Source organism: Nonomuraea turcica (assembly GCF_030718205.1).
Classification (GTDB): Bacteria; Actinomycetota; Actinomycetes; order Streptosporangiales; family Streptosporangiaceae; genus Nonomuraea.
In genome coordinates, this window is the sequence record NZ_JAUZQF010000032.1 from 60,202 (window position 1) to 76,887 (window position 16,686).

A 16,686-nucleotide genomic window follows, 5' to 3' on the forward strand; every position below is an offset into this window, starting at 1 on the left:
CCCCGCTTACCTGGGGTTTCGCCCGCAGGAGGCAATCTAGGCAGCCGAACGGGTAGGAGCGCGGGCCTGGACACGGCCGCAGGCGAGAGGGACTAGCGTGATCCGCATGGAACAAATACGTCGAGAACGCCGCCAGGGCCAGGCCGTGGTCCGTGGCAACCTCGTCCCCACCTCCACCCATGACGAGCGGCTGCTCGCCCGTCAGGGACCCTCCGACTGGGTCCACATGGACCCGTGGCGAGTGCTGCGCATCCAGGCGGAGTTCGTCGAAGGATTCGGGCAGCTGGCCGAGCTGCCGCCGGCGGTCACGGTCTTCGGCTCGGCGCGCACCGGCCCCGACTCGTCCGACTACGAACTGGGCCGGGCACTCGGCCGGGCGCTGGCCGAGGCCGGCTACGCCGTGATCACGGGTGGCGGGCCCGGTGTCATGGAGTCGGCCAATCGGGGCGCGCGTGACGTGGATGGCGCGATCTCGGTCGGGCTCGGCATCGAGCTGCCGTTCGAGCAGCGCATGAACGACTACGTGGACCTCGGCATCGAGTTCCGCTACTTCTTCGTGCGCAAGACGATGTTCGTGAAGTACTCGTGCGGTTTCATCGCCCTGCCCGGTGGCTTCGGCACGCTGGACGAGCTGTTCGAGGCTCTGACGCTGGTGCAGACCGCCAAGGTCACGTCCTTCCCCGTGGTGCTCATGGGCTCCGAGTTCTGGGGCGGGCTGCTGGAGTGGATCAAGGGCACCCTGCTGGGCACCGGCAAGATCGCCTCCCACGACCTCGACCTGATCACCGTCACCGACGACCCCGTCGAGGCCGTGCGCATCATCGTGGAGGCCGACCTGGCCCGCTCCCAGCAGCGCGGAGAAGAACTGGAGGCCGCCGCCGCGCAGACTGCGGAGCCCCAATAGGCTTCCTCACCGTGAACATCTGCGTCTTCTGCGCCTCCAGCCTGCACATCGACGACAAATACCTCGAGCTGGCCGGGCAGGTGGGCACCGAACTCGCCAAGCGCGGGCACACCATCGTGAGCGGCGGCGCCACCGTCTCCTGCATGGGCGCCGTCACCTCGGCCGCCCGCGCCGCCGGCGGGCGGACGATCGGCGTGATCCCTCAGGTCCTGGTGGACATCGAGATCGCGGACGAGGAGTCCGACGAGCTGATCGTCACGACCGGCATGCGCGAGCGCAAGGGCCTCATGGACGCCCGCTCCGACGCGTTCCTCGTGCTGCCCGGCGGCATCGGCACGTTGGAGGAGCTGTTCGAGATCTGGACCGCGCGCACGATCGGCATCCACGACCGTCCCCTGGTGGTCCTCGACCCCTGGGGCCTGTACGAGCCGCTCAGGCAGCTGATCAGCAACATGTACGACGAGGGCTTCACCCGGGCCGCCGTCTTCGACGCGATCTCCTGGACCACCACGGTCGAGGAGGCGATCAGCCGCCTGGAGGCCCGCCCCCGCCCGGTCCGGCCCAGCGTCACCGAGCTCGGCGAGTCCACCGGCTGACCAGCGCACTGTCCGCCCGGACAGGCACGAGCTGAGGCAAGTGCGGACCTCATGCCCCGATGGTATGAGTACGATGCCAATGTGCTGGTCATACTCGCCATCGCCGCCATCGCCATCCTGGCCTGCGTGGTCCTGGTCTCCCTCGGCAGGGGCGGAGAGCTGACCGAGTTCCCGCCCGACGTGCCGCCGCTCGACCTGCCCGAGCCGGGGCAGCTCACGGCGGTCGACTTCATGGCGCTCCAACTGCCGGTCAACCTCGTCGGCTACCACACGGCGAGCGTCGATGAGACCCTGCGCCGGGCCGCCAACGCGATCAGTGCCCGGGACACGCGGATCGCGGTGCTGGAGCAGCGGGTGTCCGAGTTGCTGTCGAGCCGGCTGCACGCGCGCCAGGAGGTGTACGCGGCGCCGGGTGGCGCTCTGCGTACCGATCACTCGCCCGAGGCGCCGGCCGTCGCCAGAGAGCTTCCGGAGTCGGGTGACCCTATGTCGGCGAGCGGCACGACGCTGTCCTGGGGCCAGGGGGCCAACGCGGCGCACGCGCAGGGAAGCCCGGAGTGGCGACTGCAGGCGGGCAACGGCGCCGCCTCCTCCGCCGAGGAGCCGTCCGCGAGCGACGGCCCGGCTTTCTATGACGAGGAGCCGTCCGCCGGCGGAGAGACCGCCGACCGGCCCGATGACCTCGACGACCAGGCGCATGACTTCGACGACCAGGCGCACGATCTCGACCACGAGCCGGGCGAGACGGCCGACGAGGCGAAGGCCGGGGACGAGGCCGGCGCATCGGACGTGCCGGAGGGCGAGACCGGGGCCGCCGAGCAGCGCGTACGCGCCACGCTGGGCAAGGACGGGGACGAGCGTCCGTGACCGAGCCCATCCGCTGCAGCTGGACGGGCATGTCGGATCCGATCTACCTGACCTACCACGACGAGGAGTGGGGCCGCCCGCTCAAAGGCGACGACGCGGTGTTCGAGCGGGTCGCGCTGGAGTCGTTCCAGTCGGGCCTGTCGTGGCTGACGATCCTGCGTAAGCGGGACAACTTCCGCGCCGCGTTCGACGGCTTCGCCATCCACAAGGTGGCCGCCTATTCCGAGCGGGACGTGGAGCGGCTGCTCGGCGACGCGGGCATCGTCCGCAACCGCGCCAAGATCGAGGCGGCGGTCCACAACGCCAGGGCCGCGCTCGACCTCCCCGACGGCCTGTCGGAGCTGGTGTGGCGCTTCGCCGACCCCGGCGCGCCGGTGCCCAAGACGATGGCCGACGTGCCCGCCACCACTCCCGGCTCCAAGGCACTGGCCAAGGAGCTGAAGAAGCACGGCTTCAAGTTCGTCGGGCCGACCACGGCCTACGCGCTCATGCAGGCCATCGGCCTGGTCAACGACCACCTCCAGGACTGCGTGGCGCGTACACGCTGAGCTCGGCCGTGTGAGTGCGCCCGAGCGACCCGCCGAGCGCGACGGTGACGGCCGGATGTCCTCCCGGCCGTACCGACACGGTGTCGTCGGCCTGGGCGACGCCGCGTGCCGGGCGGTCGAGCGTCACGGTCACGGCGTCGATGGTCCGGCTCGGATCGGCCACGGCCACGACGACCCGCCCGCCGGCCCGCCGCACGAGCAGCGTGCAGGGCGCGTCCACGCGGACGCCGTCGACCTCGCCCGCCGCCCAGAACGTGGCGGCCAGCAACCCGCGCATCCGCACGGCCTGGACCAGCGGCGTATTGGCCGCCACCCGGATGGGACGCGACCCGCGGAAGGCGCGCGTGCGCTCGCGCGAGGCGTTCGGCAGCAGCACGTAGGAGTAGGAGGCGTCCACGGGGTCGACGCCGTGGTCGAACCAGAAGGTCACGTAGCGCCGCGTGACGGGGCGGGAGGCGCCACGCGTGTCCTCGCCCGCGTTGATGTCGCGCCATCTGGCCGTGCGCGTCTCGACCAGGGAATGCGCCCCCTCCATCACGTAGCCGCCGACGCCCGCCAGGTGCGCCCAGCCGTCCCCCAGGTACGGCTCCGCGTCCGTGGCCCGGTTCTCCACCACGGTCTCCACGGAGTGTCCACCGGAGCCGGTGATGCCGTTGCCCAGCGCCACCACGGCCGTGTCCAGGCAGAACCAGGACTTGCGTGCCCGCGGGCCTGCCCCGGTGAGCTCCATGGCGGCGGCGCCGTACCGGCCCTCGAGCACCGCGCCGCCGGCCCAGGCGTTGTCGGGGCGGTCGGCACGGAACGACAGGTCCTCGCGCTCGCGGGTGTCCACCGTGGTGCCCGGCAGCCGGTACGGGTTCACCGTCGGCCAGAAGCCGTCGCCGAACTGGTCCAGGTCGCCCGTGTAGAGGTAGGTCATGCCGTCGCCGGTGTACCAGCCGTGCGGATTCTCCCCGTTGATCGCCTCGTAGGCCGCGACGCGCCGGGACGACAGGCTGATCGCGAACGACCAGCCGGGCCGCCGGTGCACCACCCGGTCCATCGACGGGAAGACGAAGTGCCCCACGGGCCCCGGGGCGGCCTCGATCGTCTTGTCGTCCAGCACCGCGACCGCCCGCCGGGTCTCCGGTACGTCCGCCCGCTCCAGATAGGAGCCGCGGCCGCCACGCTCGATCCAGCCCTTGGCCAGCTCCGCGAACCGGCCGCGGTACGGCTCCGGCGCGCAGCGCGCGAGCAGCAGCACGGCGCCGATCGCGGCGTGCCCGGCCACGCGGTCGGAGAACCTCTGGCGGGTGACCGCCCGACCCCTCACGGTGTCCATCAGCAGCCCGTCGTGCACGAACGGGGCGAAGGACCGCTCGACCGCGTCGAGTACCACCGCCCGCCCGGGATCGGTCACCTCCCAGGGCGACCCGTGGAGCAGGGCCAGCGTGCCGGCGACCGCGATGAGGAGGGACAGCCCGTACGAGCCCGTGTAGGCCACGTCCCCGTGCTGGATGAACGACCCGTCGCGGTAGAAGCCGTCGCCGGACTCGACGTAGTGGAACACGCCGCCCCGCACGTCGGACAGCCCGTCGCGGGCCGCCGCCAGCTTGGCGGCGCTGCGCCCGGCCACGCCGCGCAACGCGACGATGTACGCCTTGTCCGCCAGGTTCGCCCCGGCCTCGCACGCCGCGGGATTGCCGGCGCGGCGGCCGGCGTCCGGGCAGAACCGGTCGATCGCCCCCAGGTACGCCTCCAGCCTGCCGGTGTCGAGCCGGCCGCCGAGCAGCACGCAGGCGCGGCCCAGCTCGGCAGGCGTGCCGATCTCCCAGAACCACCAGTTGCCCGTCTCCGGGAGCCGCTCGTTGTAGTGGCGCTCGTAGAGCAGGTCGAGCGCCGCCACCACCCGTGCCGCGACGGCGTCGTCGCCGTGTTGCGCGGTGCCCGGTGTCGCCCACGCCGTGGCGATCCGCCGCAGCCGGCCGTAGCTGCCGCTCACGTTGCCCGGGCTGTCGTCCAGCGGGAGGTCCGGCCAGGTCAAGCCGGGTGTCATCGCGGCCAGCCAGCCGCCGGCCCGCTCGCTGAGCCGGGCCAGGGGGCCGGCGTAGACGGGGTCGGAGGTGTCGATGTCGCCGCCGGTGAGCAGGTCGAGCGCGGTCGCCCTGAGCGTGTCGAAGTCGTGCATCCGATGGCCGCGTCACTCGCCGCGGAACGTGGGGCGTTCCTTGGCGAGGAAGGCGCGGGTGGCGTTCACATGGTCTTGAGTGGCGGCGCAGGTGTCTTGGAGCTCGGCTTCCACGGCCAGCGAGTCGGGCAGCGAGTGCGTCGCCGCGTAGGCCAGCGCGCGCTTGGTGGCCGCGTACGCCAGCGTTGGACCCTGCGCGAGGCGCGCCGCCAGCTCCTGGGCGGTCTTCAGCACCTCGTCCGGGGGCACCACGCGGGTGACCAGTCCCAGCTCCAGAGCGCGGGGCGCGTCGAGCGGCTCGCCCAGCAGCATCAGCTCGGCGGCGCGGCCCCGCCCCACCAGGCGCTGCAGCGTCCACGACGCGCCCGAGTCCGGCGCCAGGCCGATCCCGGCGAACGCCAGCGCGAACTTGGCCTTCTCCGAAGCGATCCGCAGGTCGCAGGCGAACGCCAGGGACGCGCCCGCGCCGGCGGCCACACCGTTGACCGCGGCCACCACCGGCTTGGGCATGGTGGCGATCAGCTCCACGATCGGGTTGTAGTGCCGGTGGACGGTGCCGGCCAGGCCGCGGCCCGCCTCCAGGTTGTCGGCGTGCTCGCGCAGGTCCTGGCCCGCGCAGAAGGCCCGCCCCGCGCCGGTGAGCAGAACGGCCCTGGCCGAGGGATCGCCCGCGGCCCGGCGCACCGCGTCGAGCAGGGCGTCCTTGAGCTCGGCGGTCAGCGAGTTCATCGCGTCGGGACGGTCGAGCGTGATGGTGGCGACGGCGTCGGTCACGTCATAACGGATCAAGTCAACTCCCTGTCGACGAACGCGGCGGCTGCGGGCAGCAGCCGGGCGGCCTCCTGCTCGAAATAGGCTCTGGCCTTCTCACCGGGCCAGCCGGCGGGCAGCAGCTCGGGCGGCAGGCCGGGATCGCGGAACAGGAAGTTGCGCCATCCGTGCACGAGCCTGCTCCTTGCCGCGAACACCTGGTCGTCCGGGGCCGATTCGGGCAGCGTGCTGATCAGCGTGACAGCCTCGGCGTGCCACTGCTCGTACGCCTCGCCGATGGCCGTCAGATCCCACGCCCGCGCCACCAGCTCGCGCGGGTCGCCCTCCAGCGCCGCGTCGAACCTGTCGGCCCTCACGCCCTCGCCCTCCAGCAGGTTGTCCAGCTCGATCGACGAGCGTGGACCGATCCAGGTCGTCTCCGACAGCGCCGCGTAGCCGAGGAACGTCAAGTCGGCCCGTAACCGCTCCCTTTGCGGCCGCTCCTTGACCGGCTCCAGGACGATCATGTGCCAGCGGCCGTGCCAGGTGAGTGTCCCGGCTCGGTAAATTCTCAGGGCCGCCTCATCGAGGCGCCTGACGCATTTCGGCGTGAGCGCGTACCCGGCGCCTTGGGGGAGCCTGATCGGCCGCAGCCAGCCCTGCCGCACCATGCGCGAGACGGCCGTGCGCACGGCGGGAGCGGCTATTTCCAGGGGTTTCATGAGCCGGACGAGCGCAGCGACGGACGCCTGTCCACCGCGCGAGAGCAGGTGGTCTCCGTAGAGATCGAAGAGGGCGGCGCGAGCGTGCACGCAGTCCAGTTTGGACGTCCGCGCACTCCTCGACAACGCATTCTGGGAGGAGATCGTTACCCATGAGCGCTCTCGATGCGGGAGAATGGGACATCACAGAAGACGTGAATGCGCCGACCACCCCCTCGGGAGGTCGGAAATCGCGGGCCGCGGGAGCCCAAGGCAGGAAGGGATGCACGCATGGCGGCGATGAAGCCGCGGACCGGCGATGGTCCGCTCGAGGTCACCAAGGAAGGGCGCGGCATTGTCATGCGGGTCCCCTTGGAGGGTGGCGGCCGGCTCGTCGTGGAGATCTCCGCCGACGAGGCCAAGGCGCTCGGTGAGGCGTTGAAGAACGTCGTCGGCTGAGCGCTCCCCAGAGACAACCTGATCCCACGACCCTGGCGTAATCCGGCGCCAGGGTCGCTGACGTTCGAGGAGAGATCTTCCGTGCCCATTGAGACCACTGCTTCGGTGGTCGCCGAGGTTCCGGACGACGCCGATCTGCTGGCCGTCCCCTACGCCTCCGACCTCGACCCCGCTCACGTGGTCGAGCTGCACCTGCCCGTACGCGACCTGCTGACCCACTACGAGGCCAAGGGGGAGGCCGGGGAGATCGTCGACGTGCCGGTCGCCCGGGCCGGCGGCGTGGGCAGGGTGCTGTTCTACGGCGTCGGCGACGGGTCGCCGCGCGCGCTGCGCAAGGCCGGGGCCGCGCTGGCCCGCAGGGTCAAGGGCAGGGACAGGCTGACCGTGGTGGTGCCGGAGGGCGACGTGGCGGCGTTCGCCGAGGCGGCGCTGCTGGCGGCGTACTCGTTCAAGATCGGCAACGCGGGCAAGAAGGCTGTGCGCACGCTCGCGTTCGCCGGGGCTGACGAGGTCGTGGTGGGCCGCGTGCAGGCCGTGGCCCAGGCGGTGGCGCTGGCTCGTGACCTGGCCAACACGCCGTCCTCGGTCAAGAACCCCGCCTGGCTCGCCGAGCGGGCCGCCGAGATCGGGCTGCCGGTGCGGGTCTGGGACGAGGAGCAACTGCAGGCCGACGGGTTCGGCGGCATCGTGGCCGTCGGGCGGGGCTCGGCCAGCCCGCCCAGGCTCATCCAGATCTCCTACACGCCCGCCGAGCCCGTCGACCGGCACGTGGTGCTGGTGGGCAAGGGGATCACCTTCGACTCGGGCGGGTTGTCGCTCAAGCCCACCGACAACATGAAGACCCAGAAGACCGACATGGCGGGCGGGGCCGTCGTGATCGCCGTCCTCGGCGCGCTGGCGCGGCTGGGCGCGCCCGTACGGGTCACCGGGCTGGTCGCCGCCGCCGAGAACATGCCGTCGGGCACCGCCCAGCGGCCCAGCGACGTCATCAAGCACTACGGCGGCCGCACGGTCGAGGTGCTCAACACCGACGCCGAGGGCCGGCTCGTGCTGGCCGACGCGCTCGCCTACGCCGACGCCGTCCTCGACCCCGACGCGGTCGTGGACATCGCCACGCTCACCGGGGCGATCAGCGTGGCGCTCGGCCGCACCGTGGGCGCCGTCTACGCCTCCGACGACGTGCTGGCCAAGCAGCTCGTGGACGCCGGGCAGGCCAGTGACGACCTGCTGTGGCGGATGCCGCTGATCGAGGACTACACGCCCGCGCTGGAGTCGTCGATCGCCGACCTGGCCAATGTGGAGGCGGGGTCGAGGTTCGGGGCCGGGTCGATCACGGCGGCGTTGTTCCTGCGGGAGTTCGCCGGCCGGCGGCCGTGGGCGCACCTCGACATCGCCGGGGTCGGGCGCAGCACTGTGGACGAGGGCACCCTCAGCAAGGGCGCGACAGGCTTCGGCGTGCGCGTCCTCCTGGAGTGGCTCACCCGCTCCTGAGGTCGCGGCGCTAGTCGGAGACCTTGACGGCGGCGAGCAGGCCGTCGCCCAGGGGCATGAGCACCGAGCGCAGGCGGTCGTCCGACTGCACCAGCTTGCCCACCTCGCGCAGCGTGACCGTGTCCGGGTCGCGCTGCGCGGGATCGGCCACCCGGTTGTGCCACAACATGTTGTCGAAGGCCACGATGCCGCCCACCCGCAGCAGCCGGACCGCCTCGGCGAGGTAGTCGGTGTATTCCTGCTTCGCGCCGTCGGCGAACACCATGTCATAACCGCCGTCCGACAGCCGCGGCAGCACGTCGAGCGCGCGCCCCGAGATGAGCCGCACCCGCCCGCCGGAGAACCCCGCCTCCGCGAACGCCTGACGGGCCAGCCTCTGGTGCTCGGGTTCGACGTCGACGCTCGTCAGCGTGCCGTCGGCGCGCATGCCGCGCAGCAGCCACAGACCGGAGACGCCGCATCCCGTGCCGATCTCCACGACCGACTTGGCGTTGACGGCGGTGGCGAGGAAACACAATGCCGCCCCGCCGCCGGGGAGGATGGGTGTGGCCCCCATCTCCAGCCCGCGCTGCCGCGCCGCGTGGATGATCTCATCCTCGTGATGAAACTGCTCCGCATAGGCCAGAGTGGCCTCCACCTGATTGGTCATCGGCCGCCTCCCCCACTTTCGTGCGATTGGTCGCAAAGGGTCATACAGGTGATTGGCACCGATCGCAGCCTAGGGGAGACACGCCAGGACGGGAACTCAGGAGGGTCCTGAGGCGTTGCAGGTTTAAACGGGCTTTGCCGGTCCGGAGGGCAGGCAGTGCGCACGAAGGGACGAAACCAGGCACTATGGCGATAGCGGTGGTCCCAGAGAGAGGAGTTCTGGTGGACGAAAGCGACCACCAGACGGATGCTCCCGTGTCGTCTGACTGGACGCCTCCCACGTGGGAGGAAGTCGTGCGGACTCATTCCGCACGCGTGTATCGGCTCGCTTACCGGCTGACCGGCAACGTTCACGATGCCGAGGACCTCACCCAGGAAGTCTTCGTCCGGGTCTTCAGGTCGCTGTCGAGCTACACCCCCGGCACGTTCGAGGGGTGGCTGCACCGGATCACGACGAATCTGTTCCTCGACATGGCGCGGCGCAAGCAGCGCATCAGGTTCGAGGGACTGGCCGACGACGCCGCCGAGCGGCTGCGCGGCCGGGAGCCGTCACCGGCGCAGGCGTTCGACGACGCCCACCTGGAGCCCGACATCCAGGCTGCTCTCGACGCACTCGCACCCGAGTTCAGGGCCGCGATCGTGCTGTGCGATATCGAGGGCTTGTCCTATGAGGAGATCGCGGCCACGCTCGGCGTCAAGCTGGGTACGGTCCGAAGCCGTATTCACCGTGGCCGGGCGCAGTTGCGGGAGGCGCTCGACCATCGGGCCCCGCGCAATTCTCAACTCCCCCCGACCGTTATCCGTGGGGAGGAAGTCTGACATGGCTCATCTTGGAGAACGTCTTTCCGCGCTCGTCGACGGGGAGCTCAACCACCACGAACGCGAGCGCGCGCTGGCTCATCTGACCTTCTGTGCTGACTGCCGGAGCGAGGTCGAGTCGATGCGGGCGCTGAAGTCGCGCCTGCGCTCGCTCGACACCCCGGCGATGCCCACCGACCTGACGATGTCCCTGCTCCGGATGGCGGAGCCGGGCGGGCCGCTGCCGCCGAGGGAGCGCCCTTTCCCCGCGCGTACGTTCGGGGGAGTGCCCATTCCTGGGCCGCACAGCATCGCTCCCCTCGACAACCGCCCGCGCAGGGACGCGGGTGGCGGGGCTTCGGGCCCTGGCCGCACTGGTAGGCGGCGGACCACCTACGTCGCGGTCAGCATGGTCTCGGCCGCCGTGGCGCTCGGGACGTTCTTCGCCGTCTCCGGCGCGGGGCAGGATTCCACGACGCCGCCGGTCGAATTGTGGAGGGTGCAGCAGTCGCCGACCAACTCGCCGTCGATTGCCACCCCGTGACGTCCGGATATGCCGGTGATGACTCCTGTTGGCGTAGTCGCCCACTCTAAGGGCATACGATCTGGGTTCGGGATTTGTTACGTGTGGGCGGAACAATCTGCTTTATGACCCTCGTATACCGCAAGAGTGAGGATTGCGGTGGCCGAGCCAAGGAGTGGTGAGACTTAGATGACCGACGAGACGCGCCCCACCGAAGGACGCATGCCGTCGGACTACCCCGAACCACTGGGGCGGCCGGAGTTCCTCCCCGCGGAGCATCCGGCCGATCAGCCTGGCCAGCGGCCTGAGCCGCCCGCCTCGTTCGGCGCGTCATGGGGTGACCCGTCGGGGTCTTCCTACGGCAGCCCATCCTTCTCCACCGGCAACCCGTACAGCGGGACGTCTCCCTACGACGCGGCCTCTTCCTATGGTGAGCCGGACAACGGCACCCGGTCGTACGAGAGCCCGTCCTTCGGCGGATCTTCGGACGGCGGCACCCGGTCTTACGAGAGTCCTTCCTTCGGCCCTCCCGACAGCGGCCCGTCGTTCGGCGGCCCGTCGTTCGGCGGCTCGTCCTTCGACCGGTCGGACAGCGGCCCTTCGTTCGGCCGTCCGGACGGCGGTCCTTTGTACGGTGCGCCGGACAGCGGCCCTTCGTTCGGCCGTCCCGACGGCGGTCCTTTGTACGGTGCGCCGGACAGCGGTCCCTCGTACGGCGGGCCGGGCGGCGGTCCTTCATACGGTGCGCCGGACAGCGGGGGGCGGTCCTATGACAGCCCGCCGTTCGGTGGCGGCGGCGCTCCGCCGCCTCCGCCGCCGCGACCGCTCGGCATGGGCGCCGGCTGGGGGCCGCCGCCTCCGGGCGGGCCGGGACCGGGCGCGACGGGCCGGCGTGGTCCGGGCCTCGGCGCCCTGGTCGCGATCGCCGTGGCCATCGCCCTGGTGGCCTCCGTGCTGGGCAGCGTCGGCACGTACGTGCTCACCAAGCCGAGCAGCGGCAACGACCCCTCCTACAGCCTCGGCCCGCTGCCGACGGGCGCCACCAACCGGGCACCGGACTCGGTGGCGGGCGTCGCCGCGCGGGTGCTGCCCAGCGTGGTCTCGCTCGAGGTCGGCAACGGCTCCAGCACCGAGGGCGCGTCCGGGTCCGGGTTCCTGATCAAGAACGGGTACGTGGTCACGAACAACCACGTGGTCTCCCTGGCCGCACGGGGTGGCGAGATCCAGATCATGTTCAACAACCGGAAGACCACCACGGGCCGCATCGTCGGCCGTGACCCGGGCTCCGACCTGGCCGTGGTCAAGCCGGAGGAGACGTTCGGCACACCGGAGATCACCCTGGGCAACTCCGACCAGGTGGTGGTCGGCGACCCGGTGATCGCCATCGGCTCGCCGCTGGGCCTGACGGGCACGGTCACCACGGGCATCGTCAGCTCGCTCAACCGCCCGGTCATCGCCGGTGACGACACCGGCACCAGCAATGAGGAGCCCGCGTACATCAGCGCCATTCAGACCGACGCCGCCATCAACCCAGGCAACTCGGGTGGGCCGCTGGTCAACAGCCGGGGCGAGGTCGTCGGCGTGAACTCGGCCATCGCCACCCTCAGCCGGTCGGTGAACAGCCAGAGCGGCAGCATCGGGCTGGGCTTCGCGATCCCGGTCAACCAGACGCGGCGGGTGGCGGAGGAGCTGATCAGCACCGGGCGGGCCAAGCGGCCCAAGATCGGCATCGTGCTGGACAAGGACTATCGGGGGCAGGGCGTGAAGATCGCGTCCGAGCCCGCCGCGGGACGGCAGCCGGTGGACGCCGGTGGGCCCGCCGACAAGGCCGGGCTCAAGGCCGGTGACATCATCATGGAGATCGACGGGCTGGCCTTGCAGGACGGGAACGAGCTGATCGCGCTGATCCGGAGCAAGGAGCCGGGATCCAAGATCACCATCAAGTATCAACGCGACGGCCAGGAACGCACCGCCACGCTCGTCGTGGTCGCTGAGGACGAGCCGACGCCGTCGCCGTCGTAAGGACATACGGCGATCATGGGGCGGGCGGCCGAGCCATGGCTGAGAGCCCTTAGTCTGTGGGTAGGCCGGGGTTCTCCTCGGAAGGGTTGGACGGCTGTAGGAGCTCACGGTGTTCGGACTCGGGTGGGCGGAGATCGGGGCGCTGATCGTGCTGGCGCTGCTCGTCTTCGGTCCCGACAAACTGCCTCAGGCCGCCGCGCAGGCAGGCAAGACGCTGCGCAATCTGCGCCGGATGGCCAACAACGCCCGCGACGACCTGCGCTCAGGCCTGGGCCCGGAGTTTCAAAACTTCGACCCGGCCGACCTCAACCCGCGCAACTTCGTCCGCAAGCATCTCCTCGACGACCTCGAGGAAAACTGGAACGACAAGCCGAAGGAGCTGGAGCCCGCCACGACGGCCCCTTACGCGGACCCGGTCGTGGACGAGCTGGGTTACGGCGAGCTCCCGCCCTACGACTCGGAAGCGACCTGACGGCCAGGCCGCGAGTAGAGTTCTGAGATGTGAGCGACATCACCACGGCCATCGAGGAAGGCGCCAAGAAGTCCGGCATCCTCTGGCTCACCCTCGACCGGCCCCGCCTGGCCTGGCATGCCTGGCACGACGGGGCGATCTACCTGGTGACCGGCGGTGAGGAGCAGCGGCTGCCGGGTCTGGAGGCCCTCGAGCGGGTTCACGTGACGCTGCGGAGCAAGGACAACGGCGCCCGGCTGGTGGAGTTCGACGCGGCGGTGTCGGTGGTGGACCAGGCCGCGGCGGCCGACGCCGTGGCCGCGCTGGCCAAGGAGCGGCTCAACGCCCGCGACAGCGAGCATCTCACCGAGCGCTGGGCCGGCGAGTCCGTCGTCCTGCGCCTCACCCCCGAGACCGGCGCGACCACCGCGGCCCCGGAGCATCAGGCCCGGACGGTCACGGGCTCCTCGGCCGCCGCGGCCGGGGACGGCTGAGGCGACGCTGAGGCGGTCTGAGCCAGGAGAGCGCCGGACAGGACGATCAGGCCGCCGACGATCTGGAAGACGCCGAGCGTCTCGCCGAGCAGTGCCCAGGCGACCAGCGCGCCGCCGATGACCTCCAGAGTCGCCACCGTCGCGCCCACCGCGGCCGACAACCGCCGCACGGCGTTCACACCCAGGATGTACGCGATCACGGTGGCGATCAGCACCATCCACAGATACGCGCCGAGCACCGGCAACGTCAGCCCGTCCTCAGACGGCGTGGCCGAGGCGGTGAAGGCGTCCCACGGGATGTTCCAGGGCCGGGCGAACGGGATCAGCACCACTGCTGCCCCCATCATCCCCCAGGCGATCAGCCCGAGCGGGTCCACGTCGTCGCCGAAGCTATCGTTCATGAGGAAATAGCCGGCACAGCATGCCCCAGCGATCAGCCCCAGCAGCAGCCCCAGCGCATCCAGCCGCAAGCCCTGCCACGCCTCGACGACGATCCCCAGGCCTACGAACGCGACGACCGCGCCCACGTAGGCGGCCCGCGCGAGCCGGATCTTGCGCACCAAGCGCACCCAGGCCACCACCATCACCGGAGCCATGAACTCCAGCAGCAGCGCCACCCCGACGGGCAGCCGCGTGATCGCGACGAAGTACAGCGACTGGACCCCGGCCACCGCCATGACCGCGTACAGCCCGAAGAACGGCAACCTCGACCGCGGGATCCGCAGCGCCTGCGGGCGGACCACGGCCAGCACGGCGAGCAGCAGCAGCCCCGCGCCCGCCATCCGCGTCCACACGGCCTCGATCGGCGCCAGCCCGGCGGTGATGAGGTATTTGGCCATGGGACCCGAGAACGCGAAACACCACGAAGACACGAACGCGAGCGCCAGCCCCGCATACCTCATCGCACACCACCTGCTACGTAATGACCGTTAACCGGGTTTGATACTGACACGCCGGGCGTCCCGGGCGCAACGGGGCGGCGCTGTTAGCCTGGCCACGTGAAGATCTTCGTGGCCCGGCTGCCGGGGACCCCGGTCTTCGACCCGGCAGGGGATCAGATCGGCCGGGTCAGGGACGTCGTGGTCGGCCTGCGCATCGGCCGCCGGCCCACCGTGCACGGCCTGGTGGTGGAGGTGCAGCCGCGCCGCCGGGTGTTCCTGCCCATCACCCGCGTACGCCGCATCGAGCCGGGCGCCGTCGTCTTCACCGGCCGCATCAACATGCGCAGGTTCGAGCAGCGCGGCACCGAGACGCTGGTCGTCGGGGAGATGCTGGACCTGGCCGTCCACGTCGACAGCGAGCCCATGACCGTCTACGACCTGGCCATGGAGGAGATCAAGCCGTCGACCTGGGAGATCACCGAGGTCGCCGTCTACAAGGGCAGGCGGCGCGAGCCGCGCATCGTGGACTGGAGCGAGGTGTCGGGGTTCGACAAGCTCCAGAAGGACCAGGGGGCGGCGGGGCTGATCGCGGCGTTCGAGTCGATGCGCGCCGCCGACATGGCCAGCGCCCTGCACGAGCTGCCGAGCAAGCGGCGCGTCGAGATCGCCCGCGCGCTCAACGACGACCGGCTGGCCGACGTGCTGGAGGAGCTGCCGCCCGACGACCAGATCGGCATCCTCGGCACGCTGGAGCCGGAGCGGGCGGCCGACGTCCTGGAGGAGATGGGCCCCGACGACGCCGCCGACCTGCTGCACGACCTGCCCGACGAGCAGGCGGCCAGGCTGCTGGCGCTGATGGAGCCGGACGAGGCGGACCCGGTGCGGCGGCTGCTGACCTATCCGGAGGACAGCGCGGGCGGCGTGATGACCAGCGAGCCGGTGATCCTGCCGCCCACCGCCACGGTGGCCGAGGCGCTCGCGCACATCAGGCAGCAGGACCTGACGCCCGCGGTCGCGGCCCAGGTCTACGTGACCCGGCCGCCCACCGAGACGCCGACGGGGACGTACCTGGGCGTCTCGCATTTCCAGCGGCTGCTGCGCGAGCCGCCGTCCACGCTGCTCGGCGCCGTGCTCGACCCGTCGATCGACCCGATCAGGCCGGCGTTCTCGCTGATCGAGATCACCGCTTACCTGGCCAACTACAACCTCGTCGCGGCCCCCGTCGTGGACGAGCTCGGCAGGCTCGTCGGCGCGGTGACCGTGGACGACGTCCTGGACCACCTGCTACCCGAGGACTGGCGCGAGGAGGCCCCGTCATGACCGCCGAACGACTGGACCAGCCCCGTGCGCTGCGCCGCTCGCTGCGGCCGCACTACGACCCGGAGGTTTTCGGCCGCCTGTCGGAGCGGATCGCCCGCTTCCTCGGCACGGCCAGGTTCCTCGTCTACATGACCGTGTTCGTGACGGTCTGGGTGAGCTGGAACTTCGTTGCGCCCCCGAGCCTCAAGTTCGACCCGTACCCGTTCATCTTCCTCACGCTCATGCTGTCGCTGCAGGCCAGCTACGCCGCGCCGCTCATCCTGCTGGCCCAGAACCGGCAGGCCGACCGGGACCGCATCCAGTACGAGCACGACCGGGAGGTCGCCGACCGCAACCAGGCCGAGATCGAATATCTGACCCGCGAGATCGCTGGACTGCGCATGGCGATCAACGAGGTCGCCACCCGCGACTACCTGCGCGCGGAGCTCGGCCGGCTGCTGGAGGAGCTCAAGGAGCCCCGCCACTGATGTTCAGCTTGCCGAGCATGGCCCGGATCTGGGCGATCTCGCCGGCGCCGAGCATGTCGAGGAACTGACTCCGGATGCCGCGCAGGTAGGTCGGGGTCGCCTCGGCCAGCCGGGCTGCGCCGGCGTCCGTCAGCACCGCGAACAGCCCGCGAGCGTCGTCCGCACACGCCTCCCGCGACACCAGCCCGTCACGTTGCAGCCGGTCGATGAGCCGGGTCAGGCCGCTGCGGGAGAGCAGCACGCGGTCCGCGAGATCGTTCATGCGCAGCCGCCGCTCGGGCGCCTCGGCCAGCTGCATCAGCACCTCGTACGAGGCCAGCGGCAGATCATGGGCGACGAGCAGCTCCGCCTCCAGGTGGCGGGTGATGCGCACCTGGGCACGCTGCAGCAGCCGCCAGACCGTCAGCTCCTCGGCGGTCAGCCCGTCGTCGCGCAGGAGAGTCACGGAGTAACCTTAAGACGTTGTTGCACAGACATCTAACAGCACGGATTAACCCAGCGCCGCCTCCGGTTCATACCATTGAGGGGCATCCTCGCTGGCGTCCAGCGCCTGTCACCCATATATCGACATAGCCGACTAAGGAGGTACGGCACTCCTT

At 70.8% G+C, this 16,686-nt stretch carries 19 protein-coding genes; 13 read left to right on the forward strand and 6 right to left on the reverse strand.

Going from position 1 to position 16,686, the window contains the following annotated elements; genetic code table 11:
• Positions 1-106 precede the first annotated feature (106 nt).
• From Q9G87_RS51330 to Q9G87_RS51345, 4 genes are all read left to right on the forward strand, one after another.
• A complete protein-coding gene (locus Q9G87_RS51330; RefSeq protein WP_305923996.1) occupies positions 107-904 on the forward strand; it encodes an LOG family protein in 798 nt (265 codons plus the stop codon).
• Between the two features lie 11 nt (positions 905-915).
• The gene (locus Q9G87_RS51335; protein ID WP_305923997.1) at positions 916-1,500 is read left to right on the forward strand and encodes an LOG family protein; all 585 of its coding nucleotides are present in this window, start codon (positions 916-918) and stop codon (positions 1,498-1,500) included.
• A gap of 81 nt (positions 1,501-1,581) precedes the next feature.
• Positions 1,582-2,367: a hypothetical protein gene (locus tag Q9G87_RS51340; protein WP_305923998.1), complete on the forward strand. Its 786-nt coding sequence runs from the start codon at positions 1,582-1,584 to the stop codon at positions 2,365-2,367.
• 29 nt (positions 2,368-2,396) lie between these two features.
• The gene (locus Q9G87_RS51345; RefSeq protein WP_305924037.1) at positions 2,397-2,915 is read left to right on the forward strand and encodes a DNA-3-methyladenine glycosylase I; all 519 of its coding nucleotides are present in this window, start codon (positions 2,397-2,399) and stop codon (positions 2,913-2,915) included.
• Here the strand turns inward: Q9G87_RS51345 and Q9G87_RS51350 are convergent.
• Genes Q9G87_RS51350 through Q9G87_RS51360 form a run of 3 tightly spaced genes read right to left on the reverse strand, consistent with a single transcriptional unit; the run spans position 2,875 to position 6,644 of the window.
• Positions 2,875-5,082, reverse strand: coding sequence for a polysaccharide lyase 8 family protein (locus tag Q9G87_RS51350; RefSeq protein ID WP_305923999.1), 2,208 nt, complete (start codon positions 5,080-5,082; stop codon positions 2,875-2,877). The genes Q9G87_RS51345 and Q9G87_RS51350 overlap by 41 nt on opposite strands.
• Before the next feature lie 12 nt (positions 5,083-5,094).
• On the reverse strand, positions 5,095-5,871 hold the full coding sequence (locus Q9G87_RS51355) for an enoyl-CoA hydratase-related protein (RefSeq protein ID WP_305924000.1): 777 nt from the start codon (positions 5,869-5,871) through the stop codon (positions 5,095-5,097).
• On the reverse strand, positions 5,868-6,644 hold the full coding sequence (locus Q9G87_RS51360; RefSeq protein ID WP_305924001.1) for a PaaX family transcriptional regulator: 777 nt from the start codon (positions 6,642-6,644) through the stop codon (positions 5,868-5,870). Before Q9G87_RS51360 ends, Q9G87_RS51355 begins: the two co-directional genes overlap by 4 nt.
• Before the next feature lie 180 nt (positions 6,645-6,824).
• On the opposite strand from Q9G87_RS51360, the gene Q9G87_RS51365 reads away from it, so the two are divergent.
• Together Q9G87_RS51365 and Q9G87_RS51370 are read left to right on the forward strand one after the other, a co-directional pair.
• The gene (locus Q9G87_RS51365) at positions 6,825-6,992 is read left to right on the forward strand and encodes a DUF3117 domain-containing protein (protein WP_020545024.1); all 168 of its coding nucleotides are present in this window, start codon (positions 6,825-6,827) and stop codon (positions 6,990-6,992) included.
• Between the two features lie 81 nt (positions 6,993-7,073).
• Positions 7,074-8,483 carry a leucyl aminopeptidase gene (locus tag Q9G87_RS51370; RefSeq protein ID WP_305924002.1) on the forward strand — a complete coding sequence of 470 codons (1,410 nt, stop codon included), beginning with the start codon at positions 7,074-7,076 and terminating at the stop codon, positions 8,481-8,483.
• Between the two features lie 10 nt (positions 8,484-8,493).
• On the opposite strand, the gene Q9G87_RS51375 is transcribed toward Q9G87_RS51370, so the two are convergent.
• Positions 8,494-9,132, reverse strand: a complete 639-nt coding sequence (locus Q9G87_RS51375) for an O-methyltransferase (protein WP_305924003.1) — start codon at positions 9,130-9,132, stop codon at positions 8,494-8,496.
• A gap of 185 nt (positions 9,133-9,317) precedes the next feature.
• Between Q9G87_RS51375 and sigE the strand changes: the two genes are divergently transcribed.
• The 5 genes from sigE to Q9G87_RS51400 all read left to right on the forward strand — a co-directional run bounded on the left by sigE (position 9,318) and on the right by Q9G87_RS51400 (position 13,419).
• On the forward strand, positions 9,318-9,950 hold the full coding sequence (gene sigE, locus Q9G87_RS51380) for an RNA polymerase sigma factor SigE (protein ID WP_138713496.1): 633 nt from the start codon (positions 9,318-9,320) through the stop codon (positions 9,948-9,950).
• A gap of 1 nt (position 9,951) precedes the next feature.
• Positions 9,952-10,473, forward strand: a complete 522-nt coding sequence (locus tag Q9G87_RS51385; protein ID WP_305924004.1) for an anti-sigma factor family protein — start codon at positions 9,952-9,954, stop codon at positions 10,471-10,473.
• A 168-nt stretch (positions 10,474-10,641) separates the two neighbouring features.
• On the forward strand, positions 10,642-12,474 hold the full coding sequence (locus tag Q9G87_RS51390; RefSeq protein ID WP_305924005.1) for a S1C family serine protease: 1,833 nt from the start codon (positions 10,642-10,644) through the stop codon (positions 12,472-12,474).
• A gap of 109 nt (positions 12,475-12,583) precedes the next feature.
• Positions 12,584-12,946, forward strand: coding sequence for a sec-independent translocase (locus Q9G87_RS51395; protein WP_305924006.1), 363 nt, complete (start codon positions 12,584-12,586; stop codon positions 12,944-12,946).
• 29 nt (positions 12,947-12,975) lie between these two features.
• Positions 12,976-13,419, forward strand: a complete 444-nt coding sequence (locus Q9G87_RS51400; protein ID WP_305924007.1) for a hypothetical protein — start codon at positions 12,976-12,978, stop codon at positions 13,417-13,419.
• Here Q9G87_RS51400 and Q9G87_RS51405 read toward each other — a convergent pair.
• On the reverse strand, positions 13,368-14,321 hold the full coding sequence (locus Q9G87_RS51405; RefSeq protein ID WP_305924008.1) for an EamA family transporter: 954 nt from the start codon (positions 14,319-14,321) through the stop codon (positions 13,368-13,370). The two genes, Q9G87_RS51400 and Q9G87_RS51405, sit on opposite strands and share 52 nt — an antisense overlap.
• 96 nt (positions 14,322-14,417) lie before the next feature.
• Here Q9G87_RS51405 and Q9G87_RS51410 point away from each other — a divergent pair, with 96 nt between their 5' ends.
• Both Q9G87_RS51410 and Q9G87_RS51415 read left to right on the forward strand, forming a co-directional pair.
• The gene (locus Q9G87_RS51410; RefSeq protein ID WP_371825963.1) at positions 14,418-15,620 is read left to right on the forward strand and encodes a magnesium transporter MgtE N-terminal domain-containing protein; all 1,203 of its coding nucleotides are present in this window, start codon (positions 14,418-14,420) and stop codon (positions 15,618-15,620) included.
• Positions 15,617-16,087: a DUF1003 domain-containing protein gene (locus tag Q9G87_RS51415; protein WP_305924009.1), complete on the forward strand. Its 471-nt coding sequence runs from the start codon at positions 15,617-15,619 to the stop codon at positions 16,085-16,087. The genes Q9G87_RS51410 and Q9G87_RS51415 overlap by 4 nt, the downstream gene beginning before the upstream one ends.
• On the opposite strand, the gene Q9G87_RS51420 is transcribed toward Q9G87_RS51415, so the two are convergent.
• On the reverse strand, positions 16,068-16,532 hold the full coding sequence (locus Q9G87_RS51420) for a MarR family winged helix-turn-helix transcriptional regulator (protein WP_305924010.1): 465 nt from the start codon (positions 16,530-16,532) through the stop codon (positions 16,068-16,070). The genes Q9G87_RS51415 and Q9G87_RS51420 overlap by 20 nt on opposite strands.
• Between the last annotated feature and the right edge of the window lie 154 nt (positions 16,533-16,686).

Coding starts and splice junctions, on each gene's coding strand:
- Q9G87_RS51330 (WP_305923996.1), top strand. CDS start 107: ATGGAACAAATACGTCGAGAACGCCGCCAGGGCCAGGCCGTGGTCCGT.
- Q9G87_RS51345 (WP_305924037.1), top strand. CDS start 2,397: ATGTCGGATCCGATCTACCTGACCTACCACGACGAGGAGTGGGGCCGC.
- Q9G87_RS51350 (WP_305923999.1), bottom strand. CDS start 5,082: ATGCACGACTTCGACACGCTCAGGGCGACCGCGCTCGACCTGCTCACC.
- Q9G87_RS51365 (WP_020545024.1), top strand. CDS start 6,825: ATGGCGGCGATGAAGCCGCGGACCGGCGATGGTCCGCTCGAGGTCACC.
- Q9G87_RS51375 (WP_305924003.1), bottom strand. CDS start 9,132: ATGACCAATCAGGTGGAGGCCACTCTGGCCTATGCGGAGCAGTTTCAT.
- sigE (WP_138713496.1), top strand. CDS start 9,318: ATGGCGATAGCGGTGGTCCCAGAGAGAGGAGTTCTGGTGGACGAAAGC.
- Q9G87_RS51385 (WP_305924004.1), top strand. CDS start 9,952: ATGGCTCATCTTGGAGAACGTCTTTCCGCGCTCGTCGACGGGGAGCTC.
- Q9G87_RS51390 (WP_305924005.1), top strand. CDS start 10,642: ATGACCGACGAGACGCGCCCCACCGAAGGACGCATGCCGTCGGACTAC.
- Q9G87_RS51405 (WP_305924008.1), bottom strand. CDS start 14,321: ATGAGGTATGCGGGGCTGGCGCTCGCGTTCGTGTCTTCGTGGTGTTTC.
- Q9G87_RS51415 (WP_305924009.1), top strand. CDS start 15,617: ATGACCGCCGAACGACTGGACCAGCCCCGTGCGCTGCGCCGCTCGCTG.